This window comes from Actinoplanes regularis, from assembly GCF_900188005.1.
GTDB lineage: Bacteria > Actinomycetota > Actinomycetes > Mycobacteriales > Micromonosporaceae > Actinoplanes > Actinoplanes regularis.
The window spans coordinates 295,481-317,260 of record NZ_FZNR01000001.1 but is presented as its reverse complement, the minus strand read 5'-3'; the positions used below and the strand labels follow the sequence as shown (position 1 = coordinate 317,260).

Below are 21,780 nucleotides of genomic sequence, written 5' to 3'. Positions count from 1 at the left end.
CGGGCCGGCTCAGTTTCGTCAGACACGGAGATCATGGTGCCTCAGAGGTACGACAAAACGCTCGTGCTGGATGCCGGCCACAACTCCTGGGGTCCATCCACAGAGTTATGCACAAGATCTTGATGGGCTGTCGCAGACACGCGGGTCAACTCTTCCGGGCGTACCGGAGGAAGAGCAGGTCCTCCCGGATCAATGCGTGCCGCAGCGACATCCGCCGCGGCGGCGTCGGCGGGCCCTGCGCGATCCGGCCCGCCGCGCCGCCGGCCAGCAGCGGTGCGACCGTGAGGCAGAGCTCGTCGACCAGGTCCGCGGCGATCATCGAGCCGAGCAGGCCGGGACCGCCCTCGCAGAGCACCTGGGTGGCGCCGCGCTCGTGCAGCAGCCGCACCCCGGCGGCCAGGTCGACCCGCTCGTCACCGACCGGGATCACCTCGGCGACCTGGGCGATCGGCGAGGCCGGGGCGCCGCGGCGGGTGAGCACGATCGGCCGGATCGGGGCATCCGAGAAGATCAACTGTGTCGGATCCAGGTCGAGCGAGCCCGAGACGATCACCATGAGCGGGAACTCGGGCAGGCCCCGCGCGATCCGCCAGGCGCGGGCCTCGGGGGTGAGGCGCAGGGCGTCGTACCGCTCGGCGCGGACCGTTCCCGCGGCGACGATCAGCGCGTCGCAGACCATCCGCAGAGTGTCGAAGACCTCCTTGTCGCCGGGGCCCTGCAGCCCGGCGGAGAGGCCGTCGACGCTGACCGCGCCGTCGGCGCTGGCGATGAAGTTCACCCGAATGGTGGACCGCTCGAGTCTCGGGTAACAGGCGACCAGTTCGTCGCGGCCGGAGGGCAGGCCGGCGGGGAGGGCGGTCACGGCCCGGGAGGACCGGTCGCCGGGGGCACCGGTTCGGGCTTGCGGTGCTGGCAGTCGCACCACGACCCGCCCTTGCAGTCCCCGTGCCGCTGCTTCCGGCAATCCTCGCAAATCATGTGCTGAACTCTAGCGCCGTGACCACCCGGGGCCGCCGGGTCACTCGACCCGGTTCAGATCACGGCGACCCGTGCCCCAGGTGTCTGACAGCTGACAGCCGACGCGAGGGCCGGACCCGGCGATGCTTACTGTGAGTTGTGAAATATGGCACATCCTGCCCGGCTTGATGGCCAGGACACGGCCGTGCAACGGGGAGGAAACGCCGAGTGGGCAGGGTGATCACAGGACGCCGTCACCGGCCGTCCGCGACGGGAGGAGTTACATGTTGCTGCGGGTTCGAGTCACCCTGCCGGACCGTCCCGGCGCTCTCGGCCAGATCGCGCGCACCCTGGGGGTCGCCGGCGCGGACATCGTCCAGGTCGTGGTGCTGGAACGACTCGGCGGCCGGGCCGTCGACGACTTCACCGTCGTGTGGCCGGGTGCGGCCCGCGTGGAGCGCCTGCTCGCCGGGCTCGCCGCGATCCCCGGAGTCCAGGTGGACGGGGTCTGGAAGGCGATCGGCGCACCGGTCAACGGCGGCCACGACGCCGAGCTGCTCGCCCAGGTCGCCGCGAACCCGGTGGACGGTCTGGCCACCCTGGTCGACGCGGTGCCCGGGCTCCTCGCCGCGGACTGGGCCGCCGCCGCCACGGTCTCGCCCGACTGGGCCGCGCGCAGCGGCGCCAACGTGCCCCGGGTGGCGTACGCGAGCTGGCGCGCCCCGTCCCCGCTGCGTCTGCCCGAGGTCACCCCGCTGCGGGCCCGCGCGTTCGCGGAGCCGGGCGGCCCGCGTTACGCGGTCGCCCCGTTCGGCCGTGGCGGACTGGTGCTGCTGGTTGCCCGCACCGACGAGGAGGACCTGCCGGCCGCCGCGTTCCACGTGACCGAGGTGGACCGGGTGGCCCAACTGGTCCGCGCCGCCGCGGAGATCCTGGGCGACCGGCTGGACGCCGTGACGTCCGCCACCCCCGCCCAGGTGTGATCGTCTTAACGAGGAAACCGCAGCTACAAGCAATATCACCGCAACAACGCCGGGGCACTCTGGAGACCAGCGAAAGGAGTGCCCCGCATGGCGTTGTGGCGGATCCGGGCAACGGTCGATGACCGTCCCGGCTATCTCTCTGTGCTGACCGCGAGTCTCGCCCTGAAGTCGGTGAACATCCTCGCCGTCCAGGTGCACACCACCGAGGCGGGCGCGGTCGACGACTTCCTGGTCGACGCGCCGGACGCGATGACCGAGTCCGACCTGATGGCGGCCGTGATCAAGGGCCGGGGGCAGGACGCGTTCGTGGCCCGGGCCGAGGCGCAGGGCCTGGCCGACCAGCCCACCCGCGTGCTGGCGATGGCCGGCCGCCTGGTGCACGAGCCGGACGCGCTCGGCGAGTCCCTGCTCACCCTGCTCGACGCGACCGACGTGCGCTGGCGCCCGCAGTCACCCGCCGAGCTGCCCGGCGTGCACGGCGGCCGGATGCTGCTGGCCGACCCGGCCGGCGGCTCCTACGAGGTGCTCCGCGCCCTGCCCGCCTTCACCCCGGCGGAGTACGCGCGAGCGCGGGCCCTGGTCGAGTTGGCCGCCGCGGTCCTCCGCCATCAGCGGGAGAACGTCACGGTCATGCTGCCGGACGGTGCCGAGGTGATCCTGCGCCCGGCCGGCGCGGACGACCTGGCCGCCGTCCATGAGCTGCACCAGCACTGCTCCGCCGACGCCCTGCGCCGGCGCTACCTGGGCGGCGGGGTGCCGACCGAGGATCGGCTGCGCCGCCTGCTGGAGCCGGCGCGCGGGATGACGCTGCTCGCGATCGCGCCGACCGGCCGGGTGGTGGCGATGGCCGCCCTGCTCGCCGAGGGCGACCTGGGCGAGATCGCGGTGCTGGTCGAGGACGCCTGGCAGCGCCGGGGCCTGGGCACCGCGCTGCTGCGCCGGCTGCGCGCGCACGCCGAGCGGGCCGGGTTCGCCGCGCTGGTGGCGCACGTCGCGGCGGACGATGTGGCGATGCTGCGCACCCTGCGCCGGCTCGGGGACTCCTCGACGGTGCGGGACGGCACGGTGATCAGCGTGACCCTGTCGGCGGCCGGCCAGCCGGTGGTCGACGAGACTCCCGCCAACTCGAGTTAGCGGGGTGAGCGGGGTGGCGGCGGGTACTGGTTCAGGCCCGCCGCCACCGACGTTCTCAGCTTTCGCGAAGCCCGTGCTCGACACAGGCCGCCGTCCAGCCGGTCGGCACGACCTGCACCTTCATCCGCCGGCGGCACTCCGGGCAGAAGCGGGGCGGTTCCAGCTCACGCGCTGCGGCACAGGCCGTGTGATCGCCGGCCGAGGCGGGTTCCCCACACCGGTCGCAGAACATCAGAACGTCGCTGACAGGGACTTGACCGGCATCTTCAGGTCCTGGAGCAGGTCCAGGTCGGCGGTGGCCGGACGGCCCAGCGTGGTCAGGTAGTTGCCGACGATCACCGCGTTGATGCCGCCGAGCAGCCCCTCACGCGTACCGAGGTCGCCCAGGGTGATCTCGCGGCCACCGGCGTACCGGAGAATGGTCTTGGGCATCGCCAGCCGGAAGGCGGCGATCGCGCGCAGCGCGTCCTTGCCCTCCACCACCGGGCGGTCGCCGAGCGGGGTGCCGGGCCGCGGGTTGAGGAAGTTCAGCGGGACCTCGTGCGGGTCCAGCGCGGCCAGCTGCGCGGCGAACTCGGCGCGCTGCTCGATCGTCTCGCCCAGCCCGAGGATGCCGCCGCAGCAGACCTCCATCCCGGACTCGCGGACCATCGTCAGCGTGGTCCAGCGCTCCTCCCACGAATGGGTGGTTACCACGTTCGGAAAGTAGGAACGGCAGGTCTCGAGATTGTGGTTGTAGCGGTGCACGCCCATCTCGACCAGATCGTCGACCTGTTCCTGGGAGAGCATGCCGAGGCTGGCGGCGACCTGGATGTCGACCGCCTCCTTGATCGCCTTGACGCCCTCGCGCATCTGGTCCATCAGGCGGCGGTCCGGACCGCGCACCGCGGCCACGATGCAGAACTCGGTCGCACCCGTCGCGGCGGTCTGCCGCGCGGCCTCCACCAGGGACGGGATGTCCAGCCAGACGGAGCGGACCGGGGACGCGAAGAGCCCGGACTGCGAGCAGAAGTGGCAGTCCTCCGGGCAGCCGCCGGTCTTCAGGGAGACGATCCCCTCGACCTCGACCTCCGGGCCGCACCACTTCATCCGCACGTCGTGGGCGAGCTGAAGCAGCTGAGGGAGGTCTTCGTCGGGCAGTCGCAGGATCTCGAGGATCTCGGCCTGGTCGAGGCCGGCGCCACCGTCGAGGACCCGGGCACGCGCCCGGTCGAGGATCTGAGGCATGTCCGTACCCTACAGACTCCCCGGCCCGACGGAGACTGTCGGAGGTGGGTGGTAGTTTCCGGTTCTCGTGATCTCTGGGGGCGTCTTGGCGGACTGGTTGGAGTCGCTCGATCGCCTGGCCCGTGAACGGGCCAAGGCGGGGCTCACCCGTCAGCTGCGGCCGCGAGCGGCCGACGACCAGGTCGTCGACCTGGCGGGCAACGATTACCTCGGCCTTTCCGATCACCCCGCGGTGATCGACGCGGCGCGGTCGGCACTCGAGGTGTACGGGCTCGGCGCCACCGGGTCGCGCCTGGTCCGCGGCAGCACGGACGCGCACGCCGCGCTGGAGTCGGCGCTGGCCGGCTGGCTCGGCACCGCCGACGCGCTGGTCTTCTCCTCTGGCTACCTGGCGAACCTGGCCGTGGTCCGCGCCGCCGCCGCGATCTGCGACCTGGTCGTCTCCGACGCGTACAACCACGCGTCGCTGATCGACGGCTGCAAGATCTCCGGTCGGCCGGTGCGGGTCGCGCCGCACAACGACCCGGCCGGCGTCGCCGCGATCCTGGACGCGCATCCGGGCCGCACCGCCGCGGTGGTCACCGAGTCGGTCTTCTCGGTCGACGGTGACCTGGCCCCGCTCGCCGAGCTGCACGCGGTCACCTCGGCCCGCGGCGCGCTGCTGATCGTCGACGACGCGCACGCGCTCGGCCTGCTCGGGCCCTCCGGCGGGGGTGGCGTCGCGGCGGCCGGCCTGGCCGGGCAGCCCGATGTCATCGTCACCGCCACGCTCTCCAAGTCGCTGGGCGGCGCCGGCGGCGTGATCGCCGGCGCGGAGCCGGTGATCCGTCACCTGATCGACACCGGCCGCACCTTCATCTATGACACCGCCCCGCCGCCGGCCGTGGTGGCCGGCGTGCACGCCGCGATCGAGCTGGCCCGGGTCGCTGAGGACCGGCGTGCGACGCTGTTCGAGCGGGGTGCCCGGATCGCCGCGCGGCTGCGCGCGGCGGGATACCCGGTCGTCGATCCGGCCGCCGGAGTGCTCTCGGTGCCCGCCCCGGGCCCCGAGGCCGCGGTCGCCTGGGCCGCCGACTGCCGGGATCGTGGCGTGGCGGTCGGCTGTTTCCGGCCACCCTCGACCCCGGACGGCAGCTCGCGCCTGCGGCTGACCGTCAACGCGGGCGTGCCCGAAGCGGACTTCGCCCGGGCCCTGGACGTGATCGTGGAGTGCGCACCATGAACGCCGATCCTCTCCGGACCGCCTCCTACCCGGGGGTCGCGGTCACCCCGTTGCCGCGTGGCTGGCGCAGCGGCGGGCACGGGCTGCCCGTCGCGCCGCCGACGCGGGTGCTCGACCCGGCCGACCCGTTGCACACGCACGGGGGCGGGCAGCCGAATCAGGCCGCCGACCCGGTCGACCCGCCGACGGAGCCGGAGGCCGCCGACTTGATCGTCCCACCGGCGGAGCCGGAGGCTGCCGAGCCGGAAGCCGCCGGGCAGGGTGAGCCGGAGTCCGCGGAGACCGCCGAGACCCCGGCGGCCGCGCCGCGCCGGACCCCCGACCCGATCGAGTGGCGCGGGATCGTCCTGGTCACCGGCACCGACACCGAGGTCGGCAAGACCATCACCACCGCCGCCGTGGCCGCCGCCGCCCAGGCCGCCGGCCTGCGGGTGGCGGTCATCAAGCCGGGTCAGACCGGCACGATCACCGGCGCCCCGACCGACGCCGAGGTGGTCACCCGGCTGGCCGGTCCCGACACCGTCCGTACCCTGGCGGAATATCCCGAGCCGCTCGCCCCGCTGGCCGCGGCCAAGGTTGCCGAGCTGCCGCCGCTGGAGCTCTTCGACGTCGTCGACGGCATCCGGGCCGAGGCCGAGAAGCACGACCTGGTCCTGGTCGAGGGCGCCGGCGGCCTGCTGGTGCCGATGGGCCTGCGCCCGTCCGGCGAGCCCTGGACCTTCGCCGACCTGGCCACCACGCTCGCCGCGAACGTGCTGGTGGTGGCGCGGGCCGGGCTCGGCACGCTGAACCACACGGCGCTCACCCTGGAGGCGCTGGAGCGCCGCGGGGTGTCCGCCAAGGTCATCCTCGGAGCCTGGCCCGCCGATCCGGAGCTGGTGCACTGGGCCAACCTGAGCGAGCTGCTCCCGCACCTGGTCGGCGCCCTCCCGGCCGGTGCTGGATCGATGGATCCCGGCGTCTTCCGCCGCTCCGCCCCGGGCTGGCTCACCCCGGCGCTGTACGGCGTGCTGGATAATTGGCGCGTTTGGGCCGAAGAAGCGGGATAGCGACCCTCCGCAGGAGGTGGGCGGCATGCAGACTGGCGGCGTGACTTTCACCCTGACGATCGACTGTGGCGGTGGCGGCATAAAGGGCTCGGTCCTCGACGACGCGGGCACCATGCGGGCTCATCCGATCCGGGTGCCGACTCCGTACCCGTTGCCGCCCGACCTGTTCGTCAAGACCCTGGTCGACCTCGGTGGCCAGCTACCCACCGCGGACCGGGTCACGGTCGGGATGCCCGGCATGATCCGGCACGGTGTCGTGGTGGCCACCCCGCACTACGTGACCAGGAGCGGGCCCCGCACAAAGGTGGATCCCGAGCTGCTCGAGGCCTGGCGTGGGTTCGACGCCCGGACCGCGCTGGCCGAGGCGTTCGGGCTGCCGACCCTGGTGCTCAACGACGCCGAGGTGCACGGCGCCGGGGTGGTCGCGGGCACCGGCTGCGAGCTGGTGCTGACCCTCGGGACCGGGCTGGGCTGCGCCCTCTTCGACGGCGGCGAACTCGCCCCGCACCTGGAGATGTCGCAGGCCCCGGTGCGCTGGGGGATGTCCTACGACACCTACATCGGCGAGCACGAGCGTCGCCGGCTGGGCGACGCGCTCTGGTCCCGCCGGGTCCGCAACGTGATCGAGGGGCTGCGGCCGGTCTTCCTCTGGGACCGGGTCTACCTGGGCGGCGGCAATTCCCGGCTGATCACCCCGGCTCAGCTCGCCCGGATGGGCGACGACGTGGTGGTGGTGCCGAACACGGCCGGCATCGTCGGCGGCGTGCGCGCCTGGACCCTGGGCCAGTGGTGATCCCGGCGGCCGCCGCCGGCGATCAGACGACCTGCCAGACCGAGGTCCGGCGGACGGTGCAGCTCTCCAGCGCCTCGATCACCGGCACGTCGTAGGTGGCCCGCTTGACCAGGCCCTCCGGCAGGTAGGCCCGCCCCGGGTCACCGACCAGCACCAGCGAGCCACGGCCGGCCGCCCGCCGCAGGTACGGCAGCACCCGCGCGGCCATCTCCCGGCTGTAGAAGACGTCCCCGGCCAGCACCACGCCGTACTTGTCGTCGGTGTCCAGCAGGTCGCCCTCGAGCGTCTCGATCGTGACCGCGTTGTCCTCGGCGTTGGCCGCGGCCGCCGCCAGCGACAGCGGGTCGATGTCGTTGGCGACGACCGGCCGCGCCCCGGCTCGCGCCGCCGCGACCGCCACCAGGCCGGAGCCGGTGGCCAGGTCCAGCACGCTGCGGCCGGCGACCAGTCCGGGGTCGTCCAGGATGTGCCGGGCCAGCGCCTGCCCGCCGGCCCAGGCGAACGCCCAGAACGGCGGCGGCTGCTCGGTGCCGCCGGACTCGGTGGCCTCCCAGAGCGCGATCGGTTCCTGGGCCTGCCGGAGATCGATCTCCGGGACGAACGGGACCGGCGCGGGGACGGTGTGAGCGCGTACGAAATCGAGAAGCACCCGACGATTGTGCCCTTTCACTCAGATCCGTGATCTACGAGCCGATCAGTCCGTCAGCAGAAAGCTAGCGCGGGAGGGTGACGGGGATGCCGACGCGGTGGCCGGCCACCCTCTTCGGCGGCTGGATCGTGATCCTCGGTGTGGCCCACGCCTTGGAGCCGGCGCTGCACGGCGGGCTGATCCTGGTCGCCGGCCTCTCCGCGGCCGCCGCAGTGGTGTTCGGCACCTACCGCAGTCAGCCGGACGATCGGCTGCCCTGGTGGCTTCTGGCCGGCGCGACAGCGCTCTCCGGGCTGGGCGCCTCGATCTCCGGTGCCCCGTCGTTCCTGACCGACCGGCTGCTCTGGCTGGAACCGTTCGGCGCCATCCTGTTGCTGGCCTCGTACCCGGTGCTGGCGGTCGCGCTGGCCGTTTTCGTCAGCCGCCGGACCGGCGCGTCGCGGGACGTGCCCGGGCTGCTCGACGCGCTCATCGTCACCTCCGGGGTGGCGTTGCTGATCTGGACGTTCGTGGTCGGCCCGCGAATGTCCAGCTTGACCACGTTCGGCCTGGATCTGGCCCTGCCGCTGGCCGACCTGCTCTGCCTGGGCCTGCTGATCCGGCTCGCCACGCTCCCCGGCCGGCTGGTCGCCTCGGGTTACTGGCTGGGCGCGGGCACCGGGGTGATGCTGATCGCCGACGTGGCCGGGGCGTCCGCGTACGGCCAGCTCGCGCTCTACGCGACCGCCGGGATGGCCGCGCTGATCCCGTCGATGGCCGAGCTGACCCGGGAGTCGACGGCCCCGGTCGTGGAGTCCACCAGCCATGGCCGGCTCGCGCTGCTCGTGGTGGCCGCCCTGGTCGCACCGACCGTGCTGCTGGTCAAGCTGTTCCAGGGCAGCCAGGTGGCCGGCCTGTTCCTGGTGGCTCTGCTCAGCCTGCTGATGCTGATGCTCGTACTGGCCCGGATGTCCGGGATCATGACCAGCCACCGGCAGGCGGTGACGCGGGAGCGGGCGCTGCGCGAGGCGTCGGCGGCGCTGGTCTCGGCGGCCGACGCGGAGACGGTCGGGCTGGCGGTGCGGACCGCGGTGGCCCAGCTGCTGCCCGGCGACGTGCCGCACGGTGTGGTGCTCGCGATCAGCATCACGCAGGTCGAGCCGCTGTCCCCGGAGGCCGCCGCGCAGGCCGCGGTGGACCGGGCGACCGGCACCGCGGCCCGGCTGGTGCAGACCCGGGACGTCGACTGGGCGGTCGCGGTCCGGCTCACCCAGTTCGCCGAGACGTTGCGCTGCCCGATGGTGTTGCAGGACCGGCCGACCGGAGACCCGCTGGTCGGGGTGCTGCACGTGGGCGCGCCCGGTGCGGCGCTGCGCGAGCTGCGGCGATCGGTGGAGGTGCTGGCCGGGCAGGTGGCGCTGGCCCTGGAGCGGATCGCGCTCAGCTACGAGGTGAACCAGCGCAACAGCGAGGCGTACTTCCGGACGCTGATCCTGAACACCGCCGACGTGATCACCATCATCGAGGAGGACGACCGGATCCGGTACGTCAGCCCGTCCGCCCTGGGTGTCTTCGGCGCGGATCCGACCGGGGTGCGCCTGCCCGACGTGATCCACGAGGGGGATCGGGCCCGGCTGGTCGAGGTGCTCGCCGCGGTCCGCGACGGTGATCCGGCCCAGCAGGTCGACTTCCGGGCGGTGAACGCCCGGGGCACTGAACTGCTGCTCGAACTGCACTGCCGGGACCTGCGCGCCGACCGCAGCGTTGCCGGCCTGGTCGTCACCATGCGGGACGTCACCGAGCAGCGGAAGCTCGAACAGGAGCTGATCCACCAGGCGTTCCACGACGCGATGACCGGCCTGGCCAACCGGGTGCTCTTCGCCGACCGGCTCAAGCACGCGCTGGCTCGCGGTGCCCGGGACGGCTCGGTGGTCGGCGTGCTCTTCATCGACCTGGACGACTTCAAGATCGTCAACGACACGCTCGGGCACGCGGTCGGCGACCAGTTGCTGATCGAGGTGGCGCACCGGATCGCCGGCTCGCTGCGCGCCGACGACACCGCGGCGCGGCTCGGCGGCGACGAGTTCGCCGCGCTGGTGGAGAACGTGAACGATCCGGGTGCGGTGGAGGAGACCGCGACGCGGATCCTGGCCGCGCTCGCGCCGCCGATCGCGACGGACGCGAAGACGCTGCACGCGGTGGCCAGCATCGGCATCACCACGACGCTCGAGGCGTCCGACTCGGACGAGCTGCTGCGCCAGGCCGATCTCGCGCTCTACGTGGCCAAAGGGGCCGGCAAGAACCAGTGGCGGCGCTACCAGCGGCACCTGCACGACGAGATGGTGGAGCGGCTGGAGCTGCGCTCGGCGCTGGACCACGCGGTCAACGAGGGCCATTTCCTGCTGCACTACCAGCCGATCGTGGATCTGACCGACGGCGCGGCGGTCGGTTTCGAGGCGCTGGTCCGCTGGGCCCACCCGAACCGCGGCGTGGTCACCCCGGACCAGTTCATCGAGGTGGCCGAGGAGAGCGGCCTGATCGTGCCGATGGGTCGCTGGGTGCTGGAGGAGGCGCTGCACACGGTCGCCGACTGGCGGCGGATCCTGCCGTCCGGCCGGTCGCCGTACGTCGCCGTGAACGTCTCGGTCCGCCAGTTCCGGGAGGCCGGCTTCGTCGAGCACGTCCGCAACGCGCTGCACCGTACCGGGGTGCCGCCGGAGTCGTTGATGCTGGAGATCACCGAGACCCTGCTGATGAAGGACGACGAGCAGCGGGTCTGGGCGGATCTCAGCACGCTGCGCGAGATGGGTATCCGGATCGCCATCGACGACTTCGGCACCGGGTACTCGTCGCTCGGCTATCTGCGCCAGCACCCGATCGACGTTGTGAAGATCGACAAGTCCTTCATCGACGACATGCCGAGCAGCCCGCAGCTGGTCGGCGGGATCGTCAGTCTGGCCCGGTCGTTGCAGCTCACCGTCGTGGCCGAGGGGATCGAGGATGTGACCCGCCGGGATCTGCTGGTGCAGATGGGCTGCCCGCTGGGGCAGGGCTTCCTGTTCTCCAGCCCGTTGAGCTCCACGGAAGTGCTCGCCTGGATGACCGGCGCCGTCGCCGCCGTCTGAGGCTACGGGTCGCGCCGTCCGCGCAGCAGCCCCGATCGGCTCGTGCCGGGCCGCAGGGGCGGCGACTCCGGTCGCCCGGCCCGCTCCGCCAGCCCGGCCACCACCTCGCGCAACGCACTGACCGCATCCGTCTCCGGGCGCCATCCGAGCTCCCCGGCCGCCCGGTCGCAGCACATCAGTGGCGCCTTGAGGGCGAGCTTCACCCAGCCCCGGTCCACCGGTTGCAGGCGCAGCCACCAGCTCAGCGCCGCGGCGCCCTGCAGGGCGAATCCCGGAACCGGTACGGGGATCCCGTGGAACTCCCTGGCCAGCGTCGCCGGATCGAGCACCGGCTCGGCCGCGATGTTGAACGCCCCGCGTACGTCGGCCCGCAGCACCCTCAGATAGGCGTCGGCCACGTCGTCCGCGTGCACCGCTTGCAGCCGCAGTCCCGGGTTCGCCGGCAGCAGCGGCACCCAGCCGAGGCGCAGCAGCCGGACGGGTACCAGTGGCCCGGCGAAGTACCGTCCGATCTCGGTTCCGGCGTCCCGCTGGAAGATCAGCCCGGGCCGGATCCGTACCACCCGCAACGTCGGATGATCCGACTCGATCTCGTCGAGCATTCGCTCGACCATCGCCTTGTGCCGGCTGTAGGACGACTCCGGGATGCCGGTGCGCAGCCACGTCTCCTTGACGTACGCCCATTTCGGTCCCGGCGCGTAGACCCCGACCGAGGACGCTTGCACCAGGGTGGCGACGCCGGCCCGCAGAGCCGCCTGGAACACCGTGCGGCTGCCCAGCACGTTCGTCCGGTACAGCCGCCGGGCGTCGTGGCTGGGCTGGATCTGCCACGCCAGGTTCACCACCGCGTCGGCGCCGTCGAAGATTCGGACCAGCCGCCGCGGGGCGTCGTCCCGGCCGACGTCGACAGAGTGCCATTCCAGGCCGGCGTAGGGACCGTTGTTCTCGGGTGCGCGACGGGCGATCCCGATCGCCTCGACGTCCGGTTCGGTGCGGAGGCGGCGTAACAGCGCGGTGCCGGAGTTACCGGTCGCGCCCACGATGACGACACGCATGTCGGAGGCGTACCCCACCGGCCGTGATCGAATCTGTTTCCCGGGACCATTCATCGTGTCCCCGGTTTTCTCAGGCGATGGGATTGGTACCCGGCGGACCATCGGTTTCCGCCGGGCTTCACAGGGAAGGAACGACAGGCCGTATCGGTACCGGCCCGGCGTCATGGTTTCCGGAACGGCCCGGCGCCGTTTTCCCCGGCGATCAGCACGACCTTTCCGGTACGACCGGTGCCCGCGCCCGTTCCGCGACCATGACCACGAATTAGCCGGTCCGGCGGATCGGCGTCCCCGGAAGGTTCCCGCCGCGCCGCGCCGGGCATTCCGGGCGCGCCGGAGTCGGCGGTCGAACCGCCCTACTCCGGTCCGGCGAATTGTCCCCCGAGCCGATGTTCTCCGATCATGGCGGCTCGGTCGTTCCCCGGCCTGATCGGCGGAAATCCGCTGGTATCGGCCGTCGGCGGGCTCTGATTGACTTTGGTCATCGCTGGAACGGCGTCAGCCGCCGCACCGGCGTGACCAGGCTTTTCTTACGAAAAACGGCGCCACCGGGTGACCCGGTGGCGCCGTTTACAACAGACGGTCCGACTAGCGCTTGGCGTGGTACGCCTCGACGACGTTGCTCGGGATCCGGCCGCGCTCGGAAACGGGGTAGCCGTTCTTGTTCGCCCACTCCCGAATGGCCTGATTCTGGTCACGGCTGGACCGGCTGGTGGCGGCCGGCGTGGCCCGCCGGGCAACCGCCTGAGTGGCGCCGGAACGGCCCAGCCGGGTGGCCGCGGTGAGGAACGGTTCCAGAGCCTTGCGCAGCTTGCCGGCGTTCTTCTCGGACAGGTCGATCGTGTAGTTCACGCCGTCGAGTCCGAATTCGACGGTGCGGTCGGCCTCGCCGCCGTCGAGGTCGTCGGTCAGAAGGGTAATTATCTGCTTGGCCATGTGGTGTTCGCTCCTACAGCGATGTCATTTGGGTGACGGCTGTACGCGAGCGAAGGGGGGTGCGTGCCGCGAATAGTCGTCGTCTCATTCATTGTGTCGCGCACATGGCACTAATTGCAAATTGCCTCCTTGGCATGTCGCAATTCCGCTGCGCATCCGCCCGGCAGCGGAGGGTGGTGGTCGCTGGTGGGAAAGGCTTGCCGCTACCTCTTTTCGAACCTGTGAATGTGCGGTAACGTCACAGGTGGGAGCGCTCCCAGCTCCTCGCGCCGCCGCTGAGCAGTGCTCACTGACTCGAGCCGCCTCGTCGCCGATTCTCCGGTGCCGGGGTGGCTCGCCCCAACCGCCGGCTGTCCGGGTTCTGACACCCGGGCGGCCGCTGGGGGACCTCAGCTCACCGTTGGCGCAGGGCCGCCGGAGCGTGCGCGGGCACCGCCGGCGAGTGCGGCGCGACCGGTTGGACCCGCTGATACTCCGCGCCGAGCGGCGGCCGGGGGTCCGTCTCGCCCCGGTTCGGCCAGAGCGAGATGGCGCGCTCCGCGAGGGCGGTGATGGTCAGCGACGGGTTCACCCCGAGATTGGCCAGCACCGCGGAGCCGTCCACCACGTGCAGTCCCGGATGGCCGAAGACCCGGTGGTACGCGTCCACCACGCCGCTGCTCGCGTCCGCGCCGATCGTGGCGCCGCCCAGGATGTGCGCGGTCATCGGGATGTTGAAGATGTCCCCGACGGTGCCACCGGGGAATCCGTCGATCCGGTCGGCGATCCGGCGGACGGCCTCGTGCCCGACCGGGATCCAGGTCGGGTTCGGGTCGCCGTGCCCCGGGCTGGTGGTCAACCGGCCGCGCCGGGTGCGGCGTACCGTCAGCGAGTTGTCCAGGGTCTGCATGACCAGGGCGATGATCGTCCGGTCGCTCCACCGCCGGGCCGAGAGCGAATAAGCCAGCACGAGCGGGTGCCGCAGGCACTGCCAGAGGAACTTGAGCGGGCGCGGCACCCGGCCACCACCGTCCACCAGCAGCGTGGAGAGCAGGCCCATGGCGTTGCTGCCGGGGCCGTAACGGACCGGCTCGATGTGGGTGTTCGGGTCCGGGTGGAACGACGAGGTGATCGCCACCCCCTGGCTGAACGGCGCGGCGGGCACCTGCTTGGTCTCCGCGCCGAGCAACGCCTCGGAGTTCGTCCTGGTCAGCGAGCCGAGCCGAGCGGAGAGCCCGGGCAGCACCCCGGTGTCCCGCATCGCGTGCAGCAGCCGTTGGGTGCCGAGCGCGCCGGCCGAGAGGATCACCTGGCCGGCGGTGAACGTGCCGTTGCGGGTCTCCACCCGCCAGCCGTCGCCGTCCGGCCGGACCGCGGTGACCTCGGTGTCCGGGTGCACGGTGGCGCCTTTGCGCTCCGCGAGATAGAGGTAGTTGACGTCGAGCCGGTTCTTCGCGCCGAGCGTGCAGCCGATCATGCAGTTGCCGCACTCGACGCAGCCGGTCCGTTCCGGTCCGGCGCCGCCGAAGTAGGGATCGGGCACGGTCTTGCCCGGCTCGCCGAAGAACACCCCGACCGGCGTACGCCGGAACGTGTGCCCGACCCCCATGTCCTCGGCGACCTGCTTGATCACCACATCGGAGGGTGTCATCGTCGGTTGCTCGGTCACGCCGAGCATCCGGGACGCCTGGTCGTAGTGCGGTGCCAGCTCGTGCGCCCAGTCGGTGATGCCGGCCCAGCGCGGATCGGCGAAGAACGGGGCGGGCGGCTGGTAGAGCGTGTTCGCGTAGACCAGCGAACCGCCGCCGACACCCGCCGCGGAGAGCACCATGATGTCCTTGAGCAGGGTGATCCGCTGGATGCCGCGCATGCCGAGCTTCGGCGCCCAGAGGAAGTTCCGCAGGTCCCACGACGTCTTCGGCAGCGTCTCGGGGGTGAAGCGGCGGCCGGCCTCGAGCACCCCGACCCGGTAACCCTTCTCCGCCAGGCGCAGTGCGCTGACGCTGCCGCCGAAACCGCTGCCCACGATCACGATGTCGTAGTCCATCATCGCATCACCTAAGCATTACCCGCCAGTAACCGCTAGACCCGGTTTCAGCGACGGTAGATCGTCATGGAATATCCAACCTGGCCGATCGGGGTAGCGCCGGTGAGCAGCTGCTTCAGCCGGGCGCTGGCCAGCGCGACCCGCGAGTCGGAGATGACGAGGATGCCGTGGACCTGGTCCACCGGGACCGTGTATGGGTCGGCCGCGTCGATGCCGTAGTACGCCGGCACACCGCTGCCCTTGTAGATCAGCCAGGTCTGCTCACCCGGATAGTCCGTCTTCAGCTTCTGCGCGAGCCGGGCCAGGTCCTGACCCCAGTCGACGTTGGAGTCGTGCAGGTTGAGGTGGGTGTCGGCGGTGCCGCCGAAAGCCTCGTTCGAGTACGGCAGGTAGTACGGGAACGTCCGCAGCGAACTGACCGCGACGAAGAGGACGAGCAGCGCGGTCGTCACCCGGGCCCAGCGGATCCGGACCAGCGCGACGGTGCCGGCCGCGACGGCGAGGAAGAGCGGCAGGAAGATCGCATACCGGGTGCCGTACGAACGGGAGCCCGTCATCGCGACCAGCAGCAGCACCGCGGAGACCGGCAGCACGTAGAGTGCGGCCACCCGGAGCCGGGGAATGAAAATCATGGTGAGCGCCCCGGCCGCCCAGAGCGCCAGCATCCCCAGCGGAGTCTTGATCACCAGGGCGGCCGGCAGATAGAACCACAGGTGGCCCTTGTAGCCGTGCCCCAGCAGGAAGCCGTTGTAGGTGCGCAGCTCCAGCTTGAACTGCATCAGCAGCCCGTCCCGGTAGGCCTGGGGGAACGGCAGCCAGTCGACGGCCAGGCCCTTCAGCCCGCCCGGGTGCGGCAGACCCACCGGGGTGGTCCAGCGCAGGTGCGGGTCCACGGCCAGGTAGACGATCCAGACGACGGCGACCGCGATGAGTCCGGTGCCGACCGCGGCGGCCGCGCTGCTGAGCAGCCGCTTCGTCGTCGCGCTTCGCACCGTCGTCTCCTTCGGCGGGGCGTCGGTCGTACCCTCCTCCGTCATCTCCTTCGGCAGGGCGCCGGCCGTGCCCCCTTCCGCCGTCTCCTTCGGCGGGGCGCCGGCAGTGCCCTCCTCCGTCGTCTTCTCCAGCGGGGGGTTGTCGGCGGGCTCGGAGGCGGTGGGTGGCTGAGGTTCGCGGGCCCGCTGCGCGTGCCACATGGAGAGGGCGGCGAGCAGAACCAGCAGCGGTACGGCGGGAAGCGCGCTCGCCCGGGTCGCCAGCGCCGCGCCGAGGGCCAGCCCAGCCAGCGGAAGATAGCGGTACGGCCGGTTCCGCCCCCGCCACACCAGCCAGAACGCCGTGAACAGCAGCCCCGCCGCCGGAACGTCGAGCGTGGCCAGCGATCCGTGCGCGATCACGTCCGGCGAGAACGAGTAGAGCGCCAGCGCGATCAGCCCGCCCACCGGCCCGGCCACGTCCCGCGCGAACGCCAGGACCACCAGCCCGAACAGCAGCGTGAGCAGGATGATCGGCATCCGGGCCGCGAGCAGCAGTCGGAACGGATTGTTCCCGCTCTCGTAGAGCAGATGCCGCCCGAGCGCGGACTGACTTCCCGGGTACGCCGGATCCAGCTCACCCACGTCCTCGAACGCCAGCCCCGCCGCCATGATCAGCTTGCCGAGCGGTGGATGCTCCGGGTTGTACCTCAGGCTGTGCTGTTGCGTGTACACCTCGGCGGTCGCCAGGTACACCGGCTCGTCGATCGTCGGCGTCAGCTGCACCGCTGTGGTCACCATGGCGAACGCCATCTGCCCCAACATCGCAACGACTGCAACCAGGTACAACCAGCGTCGTCGCAGCATCGGGCAAAGATAGCCCGTGCACCGAGTGCATGATCAGCCGGTGAACTCCCCGGCCGGTCTGGCCGACGGGTCGGCGTGTTTCTCCCGCTCGGCGGCGCGCAACTCGACCCGGCGGATCTTGCCGGAGATGGTCTTGGGCAGGTCGGTGAACTCCAGCCGGCGGATCCGCGCGTACGGCGGCATGTGCTCCCGGGCGTGCGCGAAGATCGCCGCCGCCGTCGCCTCGTCCGCCGCCCAGCCCTCGGCGAGCAGCACGTACGCCTTCGGCACGGCCAGCCGTACCGGATCGGGGGAGGGCACCACCGCGGCCTCCACCACCGCCTCGTGCTCGATCAGCACACTCTCCAGCTCGAACGGCGAGATCCGGTAGTCGGAGGCCTTGAACACGTCATCGGTCCGGCCCACGTACGTGATGTAGCCGTCGGAGTCCCGCGAGGCCACGTCGCCGGTGTGGTAGTACCCGTCGGCCATCCGCTCGGCGGTCAGTCCGGGATCACCGTGGTAGCCGACCATCAGCCCGACCGGCCGGGGCTCCATCGCGACGCAGATCTCGCCCTCGCTCGACTCCCGCCCGGTCGCCGGGTCGAGCAGGGCGATCCGGAAGCCCGGCACCGGACGCCCCATCGACCCCGCCCGGACCGGCTGACCGGGCGTGTTGGCGATCTGCACGGACGTCTCGGTCTGCCCGAACCCGTCCCGGATGATCACCCCCCACTTCGCCCTGACCTGCTCGATCACCTCGGGGTTCAGCGGTTCGCCGGCGCCGACGGCGACCCGCGGGGGCGTCTTCAGCTCGGTCAGGTCGGCCTGGATCAGCATCCGCCAGACCGTCGGCGGCGCGCAGAAGCTGGTCACCCCGGCCCGCTGCATCTCGGCCATTAGCCGGGACGCGTCGAACCGGGTGTAGTTGTGGATGAAGACGCAGGCCTCCGCGTTCCACGGGGCGAAGACGTTGCTCCAGGCGTGTTTCGCCCAGCCCGGTGACGAGATGTTCAGGTGCACGTCGCCGGGGCGCAGGCCGATCCAGTACATGGTCGAGAGGTGACCGACCGGGTACGACACGTGGGTGTGCTCGACCAGCTTCGGCAGTGCCGTGGTGCCGGAGGTGAAGTAGAGCAGCAGGGTGTCGTCGGCCCGGGTCACGCCGTCGGGGCTGAAGGCGGCGCTCGCCCGGTACGCCGAGCGGAAGTCGCGCCAGCCCTGCGCCGGGCCCACCGCGATCCGGGTCACCGCCGGGTCGACCTGGTCGAACCTGCCGGCCGCAGAACCTATCGCGATCACGTGCCGGGCGCCGCCACGGGTCACCCGGGCCGCCAGGTCGGCCGCGCCGAGCAGCGGAGTCGCCGGGATCAGCACCGCGCCCAGCTTGATCCCGGCGAGCACGGTCTCCCAGAGCTCGACCTGGTTGCCGAGCATCACCACGATCCGGTCGCCGCGACGCACGCCCTGCTCGCGCAGCCAGTTGGCGACCCGACTGGAGCGTTCGGACATCTCGGCGAACGAGAAGCGCTGCTCGCTGCCGTCCTCCTCGACGATCCAGAGCGCGGGGGCGTCGTTGCCCGCCGCGATCACGTCGAACCAGTCGAGCGCCCAGTTGAACCGGTCGAGCCGGGGCCAGGCGAACTCCTCGTACGCGACGGGGTAGTTCTCGCGGTGGGCGAGCAGGAAGTCCCGCGCCCGCCGGAACCCGGCGGTCGCCTCGGTGTCGGGCATGGCTCCTCCTAGCGGCCCCGTCAGTCTGCTACCGGCTGGCGGGTGCCGCCACCGGGACCGGCTCGGAGTCCGCCGGCGACACGCTCGCCCGGGCGGCCGCCAGCCGCGCCGGGAACGCCTTCGTCGCCTGGTGCAGCCGGATGATCAGAACGAACTCGAAGAGCAGCAGCGCCGCCCCGGAGAAGATCGTCACCTCGAAGATCAGGCCGGTCAGCGGGCCGATGATGTAGACGAACATCTCGTACTCGATGCCGCTGAACAGGTGGGTCCGGATCCGGTTGCGCCTCAGGCAGGCACCGGCCCGGCCTGTCAGGGACCGTGGCTCGTCGCCGGACTCGACCGGGAACCCCAGCGCGTCGAGCTCCTCGGCCATCCCTCGGCGGACCTTGTCCACCTGGCCGCCGTTGAGGTAGCGGATCAGGTCCAGGAAGATCGCCACGGACATCAGCCAGAGGTAGGCGACGTCGTGGTGCCGCGCGTACTGGCCACCGAAGAGGGTGAGCGCGCAGAAGAAGACCCGGACCCGGTCGAGAACGAAGTCCAGCCACTGTCCGAAGACGGTGCCGGTCCCGTTCAGCCGGGCGATCTTGCCGTCCATGCAGTCGACCACGAAGCTGAGGTGGAACAGGACCGCTCCGACGATCAGTCCCCGCTGGTCGCCGCGGGCGAAACCGGCCATGGCGCCGGCCCCGATCACCGTCGCGATCAGGGTCAGCACGTTCGGCGTGAGCCACCGGTACGGCGCTACCAGGCGTACCAGCCGGGACGCGAGTGGATCGACGAGGAGGACGGTCCACCACGCGTCGACCGGTTTGTACGTACGTTCCCGGATCTCCCGCAAAGCCGGATGCCGGCTGGTACAGGCTCCGTCAGCCATGCTCCCGCAGCCCCAACCGGGCGTGCAGTGCCCGCAGCGGGCGCGGCGCCCACCAGTTCCACCGCCCGGCCACCCGCATGAAGGCCGGCACCAGTACCGGCCGGACCAGCAGCGTGTCCAGGATGATGGCCAGGCTGGCGCAGAGGCCGAAGAACTGGATCAGCGACACCCCGGACGAGAGCATGGCCAGGAAGGACACCGACAGGATGCCGGCCGCCGCGCTGATCACCCGGACGCTGCGCGACATCCCCTCGACGACCGCGGTGTGCAGGTCCGCGCCCTGCTCGTACCGCTCGATCACCCGCGACAGCACGAACACCTCATAGTCCATCGAGAGGCCGAACGCCACGCAGAACAGCAGCACCGGGATGCCCACCGCGAGCGGTGTACCGGTCTGCCTGAGCAGCTCGGAGAGGTTGCCGTCCTGGAAGACCCAGACCGCCACGCCGAACACCGCGCTCATCGTCAGCAGGTTCAGCAGCAGCGCCTTCAGCGGTAGCAGCACACTGCCGGTGAGCAGGAAGAGCAGCAGGAACGTGGTGACCACGATCAGGATCCCAGCGAGCGGCAGCCGGGCGCCGATCGAGCCGATGGTGTCCACCAGTTGCGCCGCCGGCCCGGTGACCAGCACCGGAACCTCGGCCGGGACCGGCACGGCACGGATCGCACGGGCCAGGTCGGCACCGGCGTCCGAGTACGGCTCGGCCTCGTTGACCACCGAGAACCAGGTCGCGTCGCCGTTCACGAAGCGGGCGTCGGGGTGCCCCGCGGCGACCACGATCACCCCGCGCTGGTACGTCCCGACCATGCTGTCCACCCGGGTCACGCCGGGCACCTCGGAGAGCCGGGCGGCGTAGTCGGCGGCCCGGATCCGCGCGTCCGTGCCGTGGCCCCAGTGCCTGGCGACGATAACGGTGGCCCCGCTGCCGGTGTCGGTGAACTCGGTGCGGACGGTGTCCGCCACGACCCGGCTCTCCGCGGCCTTGGGCAGCACCCGGTCGTCGGCCAGACCGAAGCGCACGTGCCCGAAAGGGATCGCGAGCCCGATCAGGATCAGGATCACCGGGGTCGCGGTCAGGATCGGCCGGCGCAGCACGAACGCCGCCAGCCGGGCCCAGAACGTCGACTCGGTCCCGGGCTTCCACAGCGCCCATCTGTCGATCCGGTTCCCGAGCACCCGGAGCAGGGCGGGCAGCACCAGCAGAGCGGCGCCGACCGTGGTCACCACCACGGCGATCCCGGCGTAGGCGAACGAGCGCAGGAAGTACTGCGGGAACACCAGCAGGCTGCAGAGCGCCACGGCCACGGTCGCGGCGCTGAACACGATGGTCCGTCCGGCCGTACGCATGGTGTTGCCCAGCGCCGTCACCGGGTCCGGGCAGACCGCCCGCTCCTCGCGGTACCGCGAGACGAACAGCAGGCTGTAATCCACCGCCAGGCCCAGCCCGAGGGCGGTGGCCATGTTGACCGAGAACACCGAGACGTCGGTGATCGCCGCCAGCAGCCGCAGCGTGCCGAGCGTGGTGACGATCGAGAAGAGCCCGATCAGCAGCGGCGCACCGGCGGCGCCGACCGTCCCGAAGACGAGCAGCAACAGCAACAGGGTGATCGGGATGGCGATCGACTCGGCGGTGGTCAGGTCCTTGGTGACCTGGTCGTTGATGTCGTTGTTGATCTGGGTGATGCCGCCGAACGACACGCTGATCGGGCCGTCCCGCGCGACCGAGTGGTGCAGGTCGGCCACCCGGTCCGCACTCTGATCCTCGTCACCGTCCACATGGACCAGCACCATGCCCTTGTCGTGGGTGCGGCTGGCCAGCTGGGGCAGGCGGTTCACCCAGTAGGAACCGGCCACGGTGACCCCGGCCGTGGTGGCGAGCCGCTGGGTGACCTGCTGCGCCACGGCCTGGGTGTCCGGGTCGTCGACGCTGCCGCCGGGTTTGGAGATCAGCACCACCAGGTTCGGGTCGGCGGTGCGGAAGTGCTCGGTGAGCACCTGCCGGGCGCGTACCGAATCGGTGTCCGGATCGTCGAATCCTCCGGCTTTCAACGCGCCCACCACGCCGCCGCTGAAGGCGGCGGCGAGCGCGGCCAGCAGCAGGGCGACGAGCAGGACGAACTTGGGGCGGCGGGCGACGAACCGAACCACCGGACCGGGAGCGACGTGCTGTTCGTCGCTCCCGGTCCGGGGGCGGGTCGGTGTCAGAGAGGTCATATCGG

General features: G+C 71.5%; 17 protein-coding genes. 6 read left to right on the top strand and 11 right to left on the bottom strand.

Going from position 1 to position 21,780, the window contains the following annotated elements; translation table 11 throughout:
- Positions 1–145: 145 nt before the first annotated feature.
- Positions 146–862: a pyrimidine reductase family protein gene (locus CHC09_RS01310; protein ID WP_373871885.1), complete on the bottom strand. Its 717-nt coding sequence runs from the start codon at positions 860–862 to the stop codon at positions 146–148.
- Between the two features lie 379 nt (positions 863–1,241).
- On the opposite strand from CHC09_RS01310, the gene CHC09_RS01305 reads away from it, so the two are divergent.
- Positions 1,242–1,940: an ACT domain-containing protein gene (locus CHC09_RS01305; RefSeq protein WP_089291070.1), complete on the top strand. Its 699-nt coding sequence runs from the start codon at positions 1,242–1,244 to the stop codon at positions 1,938–1,940.
- An 87-nt stretch (positions 1,941–2,027) separates the two neighbouring features.
- Complete coding sequence (locus tag CHC09_RS01300; RefSeq protein ID WP_089291069.1) at positions 2,028–3,074, top strand: GNAT family N-acetyltransferase; 1,047 nt, start codon at positions 2,028–2,030, stop codon at positions 3,072–3,074.
- A 55-nt stretch (positions 3,075–3,129) separates the two neighbouring features.
- Here CHC09_RS01300 and bsaP read toward each other — a convergent pair whose 3' ends face one another.
- Together bsaP and bioB are read right to left on the bottom strand one after the other, a co-directional pair.
- Positions 3,130–3,306, bottom strand: a complete 177-nt coding sequence (gene bsaP / locus CHC09_RS49015) for a biotin synthase auxiliary protein BsaP (protein ID WP_444978733.1) — start codon at positions 3,304–3,306, stop codon at positions 3,130–3,132.
- Positions 3,306–4,301, bottom strand: a complete 996-nt coding sequence (gene bioB / locus CHC09_RS01295) for a biotin synthase BioB (RefSeq protein WP_089291068.1) — start codon at positions 4,299–4,301, stop codon at positions 3,306–3,308. Before bioB ends, bsaP begins: the two co-directional genes overlap by 1 nt.
- A gap of 85 nt (positions 4,302–4,386) precedes the next feature.
- Between bioB and CHC09_RS01290 the strand changes: the two genes are divergently transcribed.
- The 3 genes from CHC09_RS01290 to CHC09_RS01280 all read left to right on the top strand — a co-directional run bounded on the left by CHC09_RS01290 (position 4,387) and on the right by CHC09_RS01280 (position 7,365).
- On the top strand, positions 4,387–5,523 hold the full coding sequence (locus tag CHC09_RS01290; protein WP_089291067.1) for an 8-amino-7-oxononanoate synthase: 1,137 nt from the start codon (positions 4,387–4,389) through the stop codon (positions 5,521–5,523).
- Between the two features lie 326 nt (positions 5,524–5,849).
- A complete protein-coding gene (bioD, locus tag CHC09_RS01285) occupies positions 5,850–6,572 on the top strand; it encodes a dethiobiotin synthase (protein WP_089291790.1) in 723 nt (240 codons plus the stop codon).
- Positions 6,573–6,612: 40 nt separating this feature from the next.
- On the top strand, positions 6,613–7,365 hold the full coding sequence (locus tag CHC09_RS01280) for an ROK family protein (protein WP_089291789.1): 753 nt from the start codon (positions 6,613–6,615) through the stop codon (positions 7,363–7,365).
- A gap of 22 nt (positions 7,366–7,387) precedes the next feature.
- On the opposite strand, the gene CHC09_RS01275 is transcribed toward CHC09_RS01280, so the two are convergent.
- Entirely contained in the window at positions 7,388–8,014 is a 627-nt protein-coding gene (locus CHC09_RS01275) for a class I SAM-dependent methyltransferase (RefSeq protein WP_089291066.1), read from the bottom strand.
- 86 nt (positions 8,015–8,100) lie between these two features.
- On the opposite strand from CHC09_RS01275, the gene CHC09_RS01270 reads away from it, so the two are divergent.
- The gene (locus CHC09_RS01270) at positions 8,101–11,118 is read left to right on the top strand and encodes a putative bifunctional diguanylate cyclase/phosphodiesterase (RefSeq protein WP_089291065.1); all 3,018 of its coding nucleotides are present in this window, start codon (positions 8,101–8,103) and stop codon (positions 11,116–11,118) included.
- Positions 11,119–11,120: 2 nt separating this feature from the next.
- Here the strand turns inward: CHC09_RS01270 and CHC09_RS01265 are convergent, their stop codons facing one another.
- The 7 genes from CHC09_RS01265 to CHC09_RS01230 form a co-directional block, all read right to left on the bottom strand.
- On the bottom strand, positions 11,121–12,173 hold the full coding sequence (locus tag CHC09_RS01265; RefSeq protein WP_089291788.1) for an NAD-dependent epimerase/dehydratase family protein: 1,053 nt from the start codon (positions 12,171–12,173) through the stop codon (positions 11,121–11,123).
- A 585-nt stretch (positions 12,174–12,758) separates the two neighbouring features.
- The gene (locus tag CHC09_RS01260; RefSeq protein ID WP_089291064.1) at positions 12,759–13,106 is read right to left on the bottom strand and encodes a histone-like nucleoid-structuring protein Lsr2; all 348 of its coding nucleotides are present in this window, start codon (positions 13,104–13,106) and stop codon (positions 12,759–12,761) included.
- Between the two features lie 394 nt (positions 13,107–13,500).
- A complete protein-coding gene (locus CHC09_RS01255) occupies positions 13,501–15,132 on the bottom strand; it encodes a GMC oxidoreductase (RefSeq protein WP_203833024.1) in 1,632 nt (543 codons plus the stop codon).
- Positions 15,133–15,179: 47 nt separating this feature from the next.
- A complete protein-coding gene (locus CHC09_RS47350) occupies positions 15,180–16,970 on the bottom strand; it encodes a glycosyltransferase family 39 protein (protein ID WP_239138101.1) in 1,791 nt (596 codons plus the stop codon).
- Between the two features lie 33 nt (positions 16,971–17,003).
- Positions 17,004–18,683 carry an AMP-binding protein gene (locus tag CHC09_RS01240; RefSeq protein WP_089291062.1) on the bottom strand — a complete coding sequence of 560 codons (1,680 nt, stop codon included), beginning with the start codon at positions 18,681–18,683 and terminating at the stop codon, positions 17,004–17,006.
- Between the two features lie 28 nt (positions 18,684–18,711).
- Positions 18,712–19,560 (bottom strand): CDP-alcohol phosphatidyltransferase family protein, encoded by an 849-nt coding sequence (locus CHC09_RS01235; RefSeq protein WP_089291061.1) that lies wholly within the window; start codon positions 19,558–19,560, stop codon positions 18,712–18,714.
- Complete coding sequence (locus tag CHC09_RS01230) at positions 19,553–21,775, bottom strand: MMPL family transporter (protein ID WP_089291060.1); 2,223 nt, start codon at positions 21,773–21,775, stop codon at positions 19,553–19,555. Before CHC09_RS01230 ends, CHC09_RS01235 begins: the two co-directional genes overlap by 8 nt.
- Positions 21,776–21,780: the final 5 nt, after the last annotated feature.

Bases quoted from the DNA above. Each gene is read 5' to 3' on its own strand.
- CHC09_RS01255 (WP_203833024.1), bottom strand. From the start codon at position 15,132: ATGGACTACGACATCGTGATCGTGGGCAGCGGTTTCGGCGGCAGCGTC.
- bsaP (WP_444978733.1), bottom strand. From the start codon at position 3,306: ATGTTCTGCGACCGGTGTGGGGAACCCGCCTCGGCCGGCGATCACACG.
- CHC09_RS01235 (WP_089291061.1), bottom strand. From the start codon at position 19,560: ATGGCTGACGGAGCCTGTACCAGCCGGCATCCGGCTTTGCGGGAGATC.
- bioB (WP_089291068.1), bottom strand. From the start codon at position 4,301: ATGCCTCAGATCCTCGACCGGGCGCGTGCCCGGGTCCTCGACGGTGGC.
- CHC09_RS47350 (WP_239138101.1), bottom strand. From the start codon at position 16,970: ATGCTGCGACGACGCTGGTTGTACCTGGTTGCAGTCGTTGCGATGTTG.
- CHC09_RS01265 (WP_089291788.1), bottom strand. From the start codon at position 12,173: ATGCGTGTCGTCATCGTGGGCGCGACCGGTAACTCCGGCACCGCGCTG.
- CHC09_RS01300 (WP_089291069.1), top strand. From the start codon at position 2,028: ATGGCGTTGTGGCGGATCCGGGCAACGGTCGATGACCGTCCCGGCTAT.
- CHC09_RS01305 (WP_089291070.1), top strand. From the start codon at position 1,242: ATGTTGCTGCGGGTTCGAGTCACCCTGCCGGACCGTCCCGGCGCTCTC.
- CHC09_RS01270 (WP_089291065.1), top strand. From the start codon at position 8,101: ATGCCGACGCGGTGGCCGGCCACCCTCTTCGGCGGCTGGATCGTGATC.
- CHC09_RS01260 (WP_089291064.1), bottom strand. From the start codon at position 13,106: ATGGCCAAGCAGATAATTACCCTTCTGACCGACGACCTCGACGGCGGC.
- CHC09_RS01240 (WP_089291062.1), bottom strand. From the start codon at position 18,683: ATGCCCGACACCGAGGCGACCGCCGGGTTCCGGCGGGCGCGGGACTTC.
- CHC09_RS01230 (WP_089291060.1), bottom strand. From the start codon at position 21,775: ATGACCTCTCTGACACCGACCCGCCCCCGGACCGGGAGCGACGAACAG.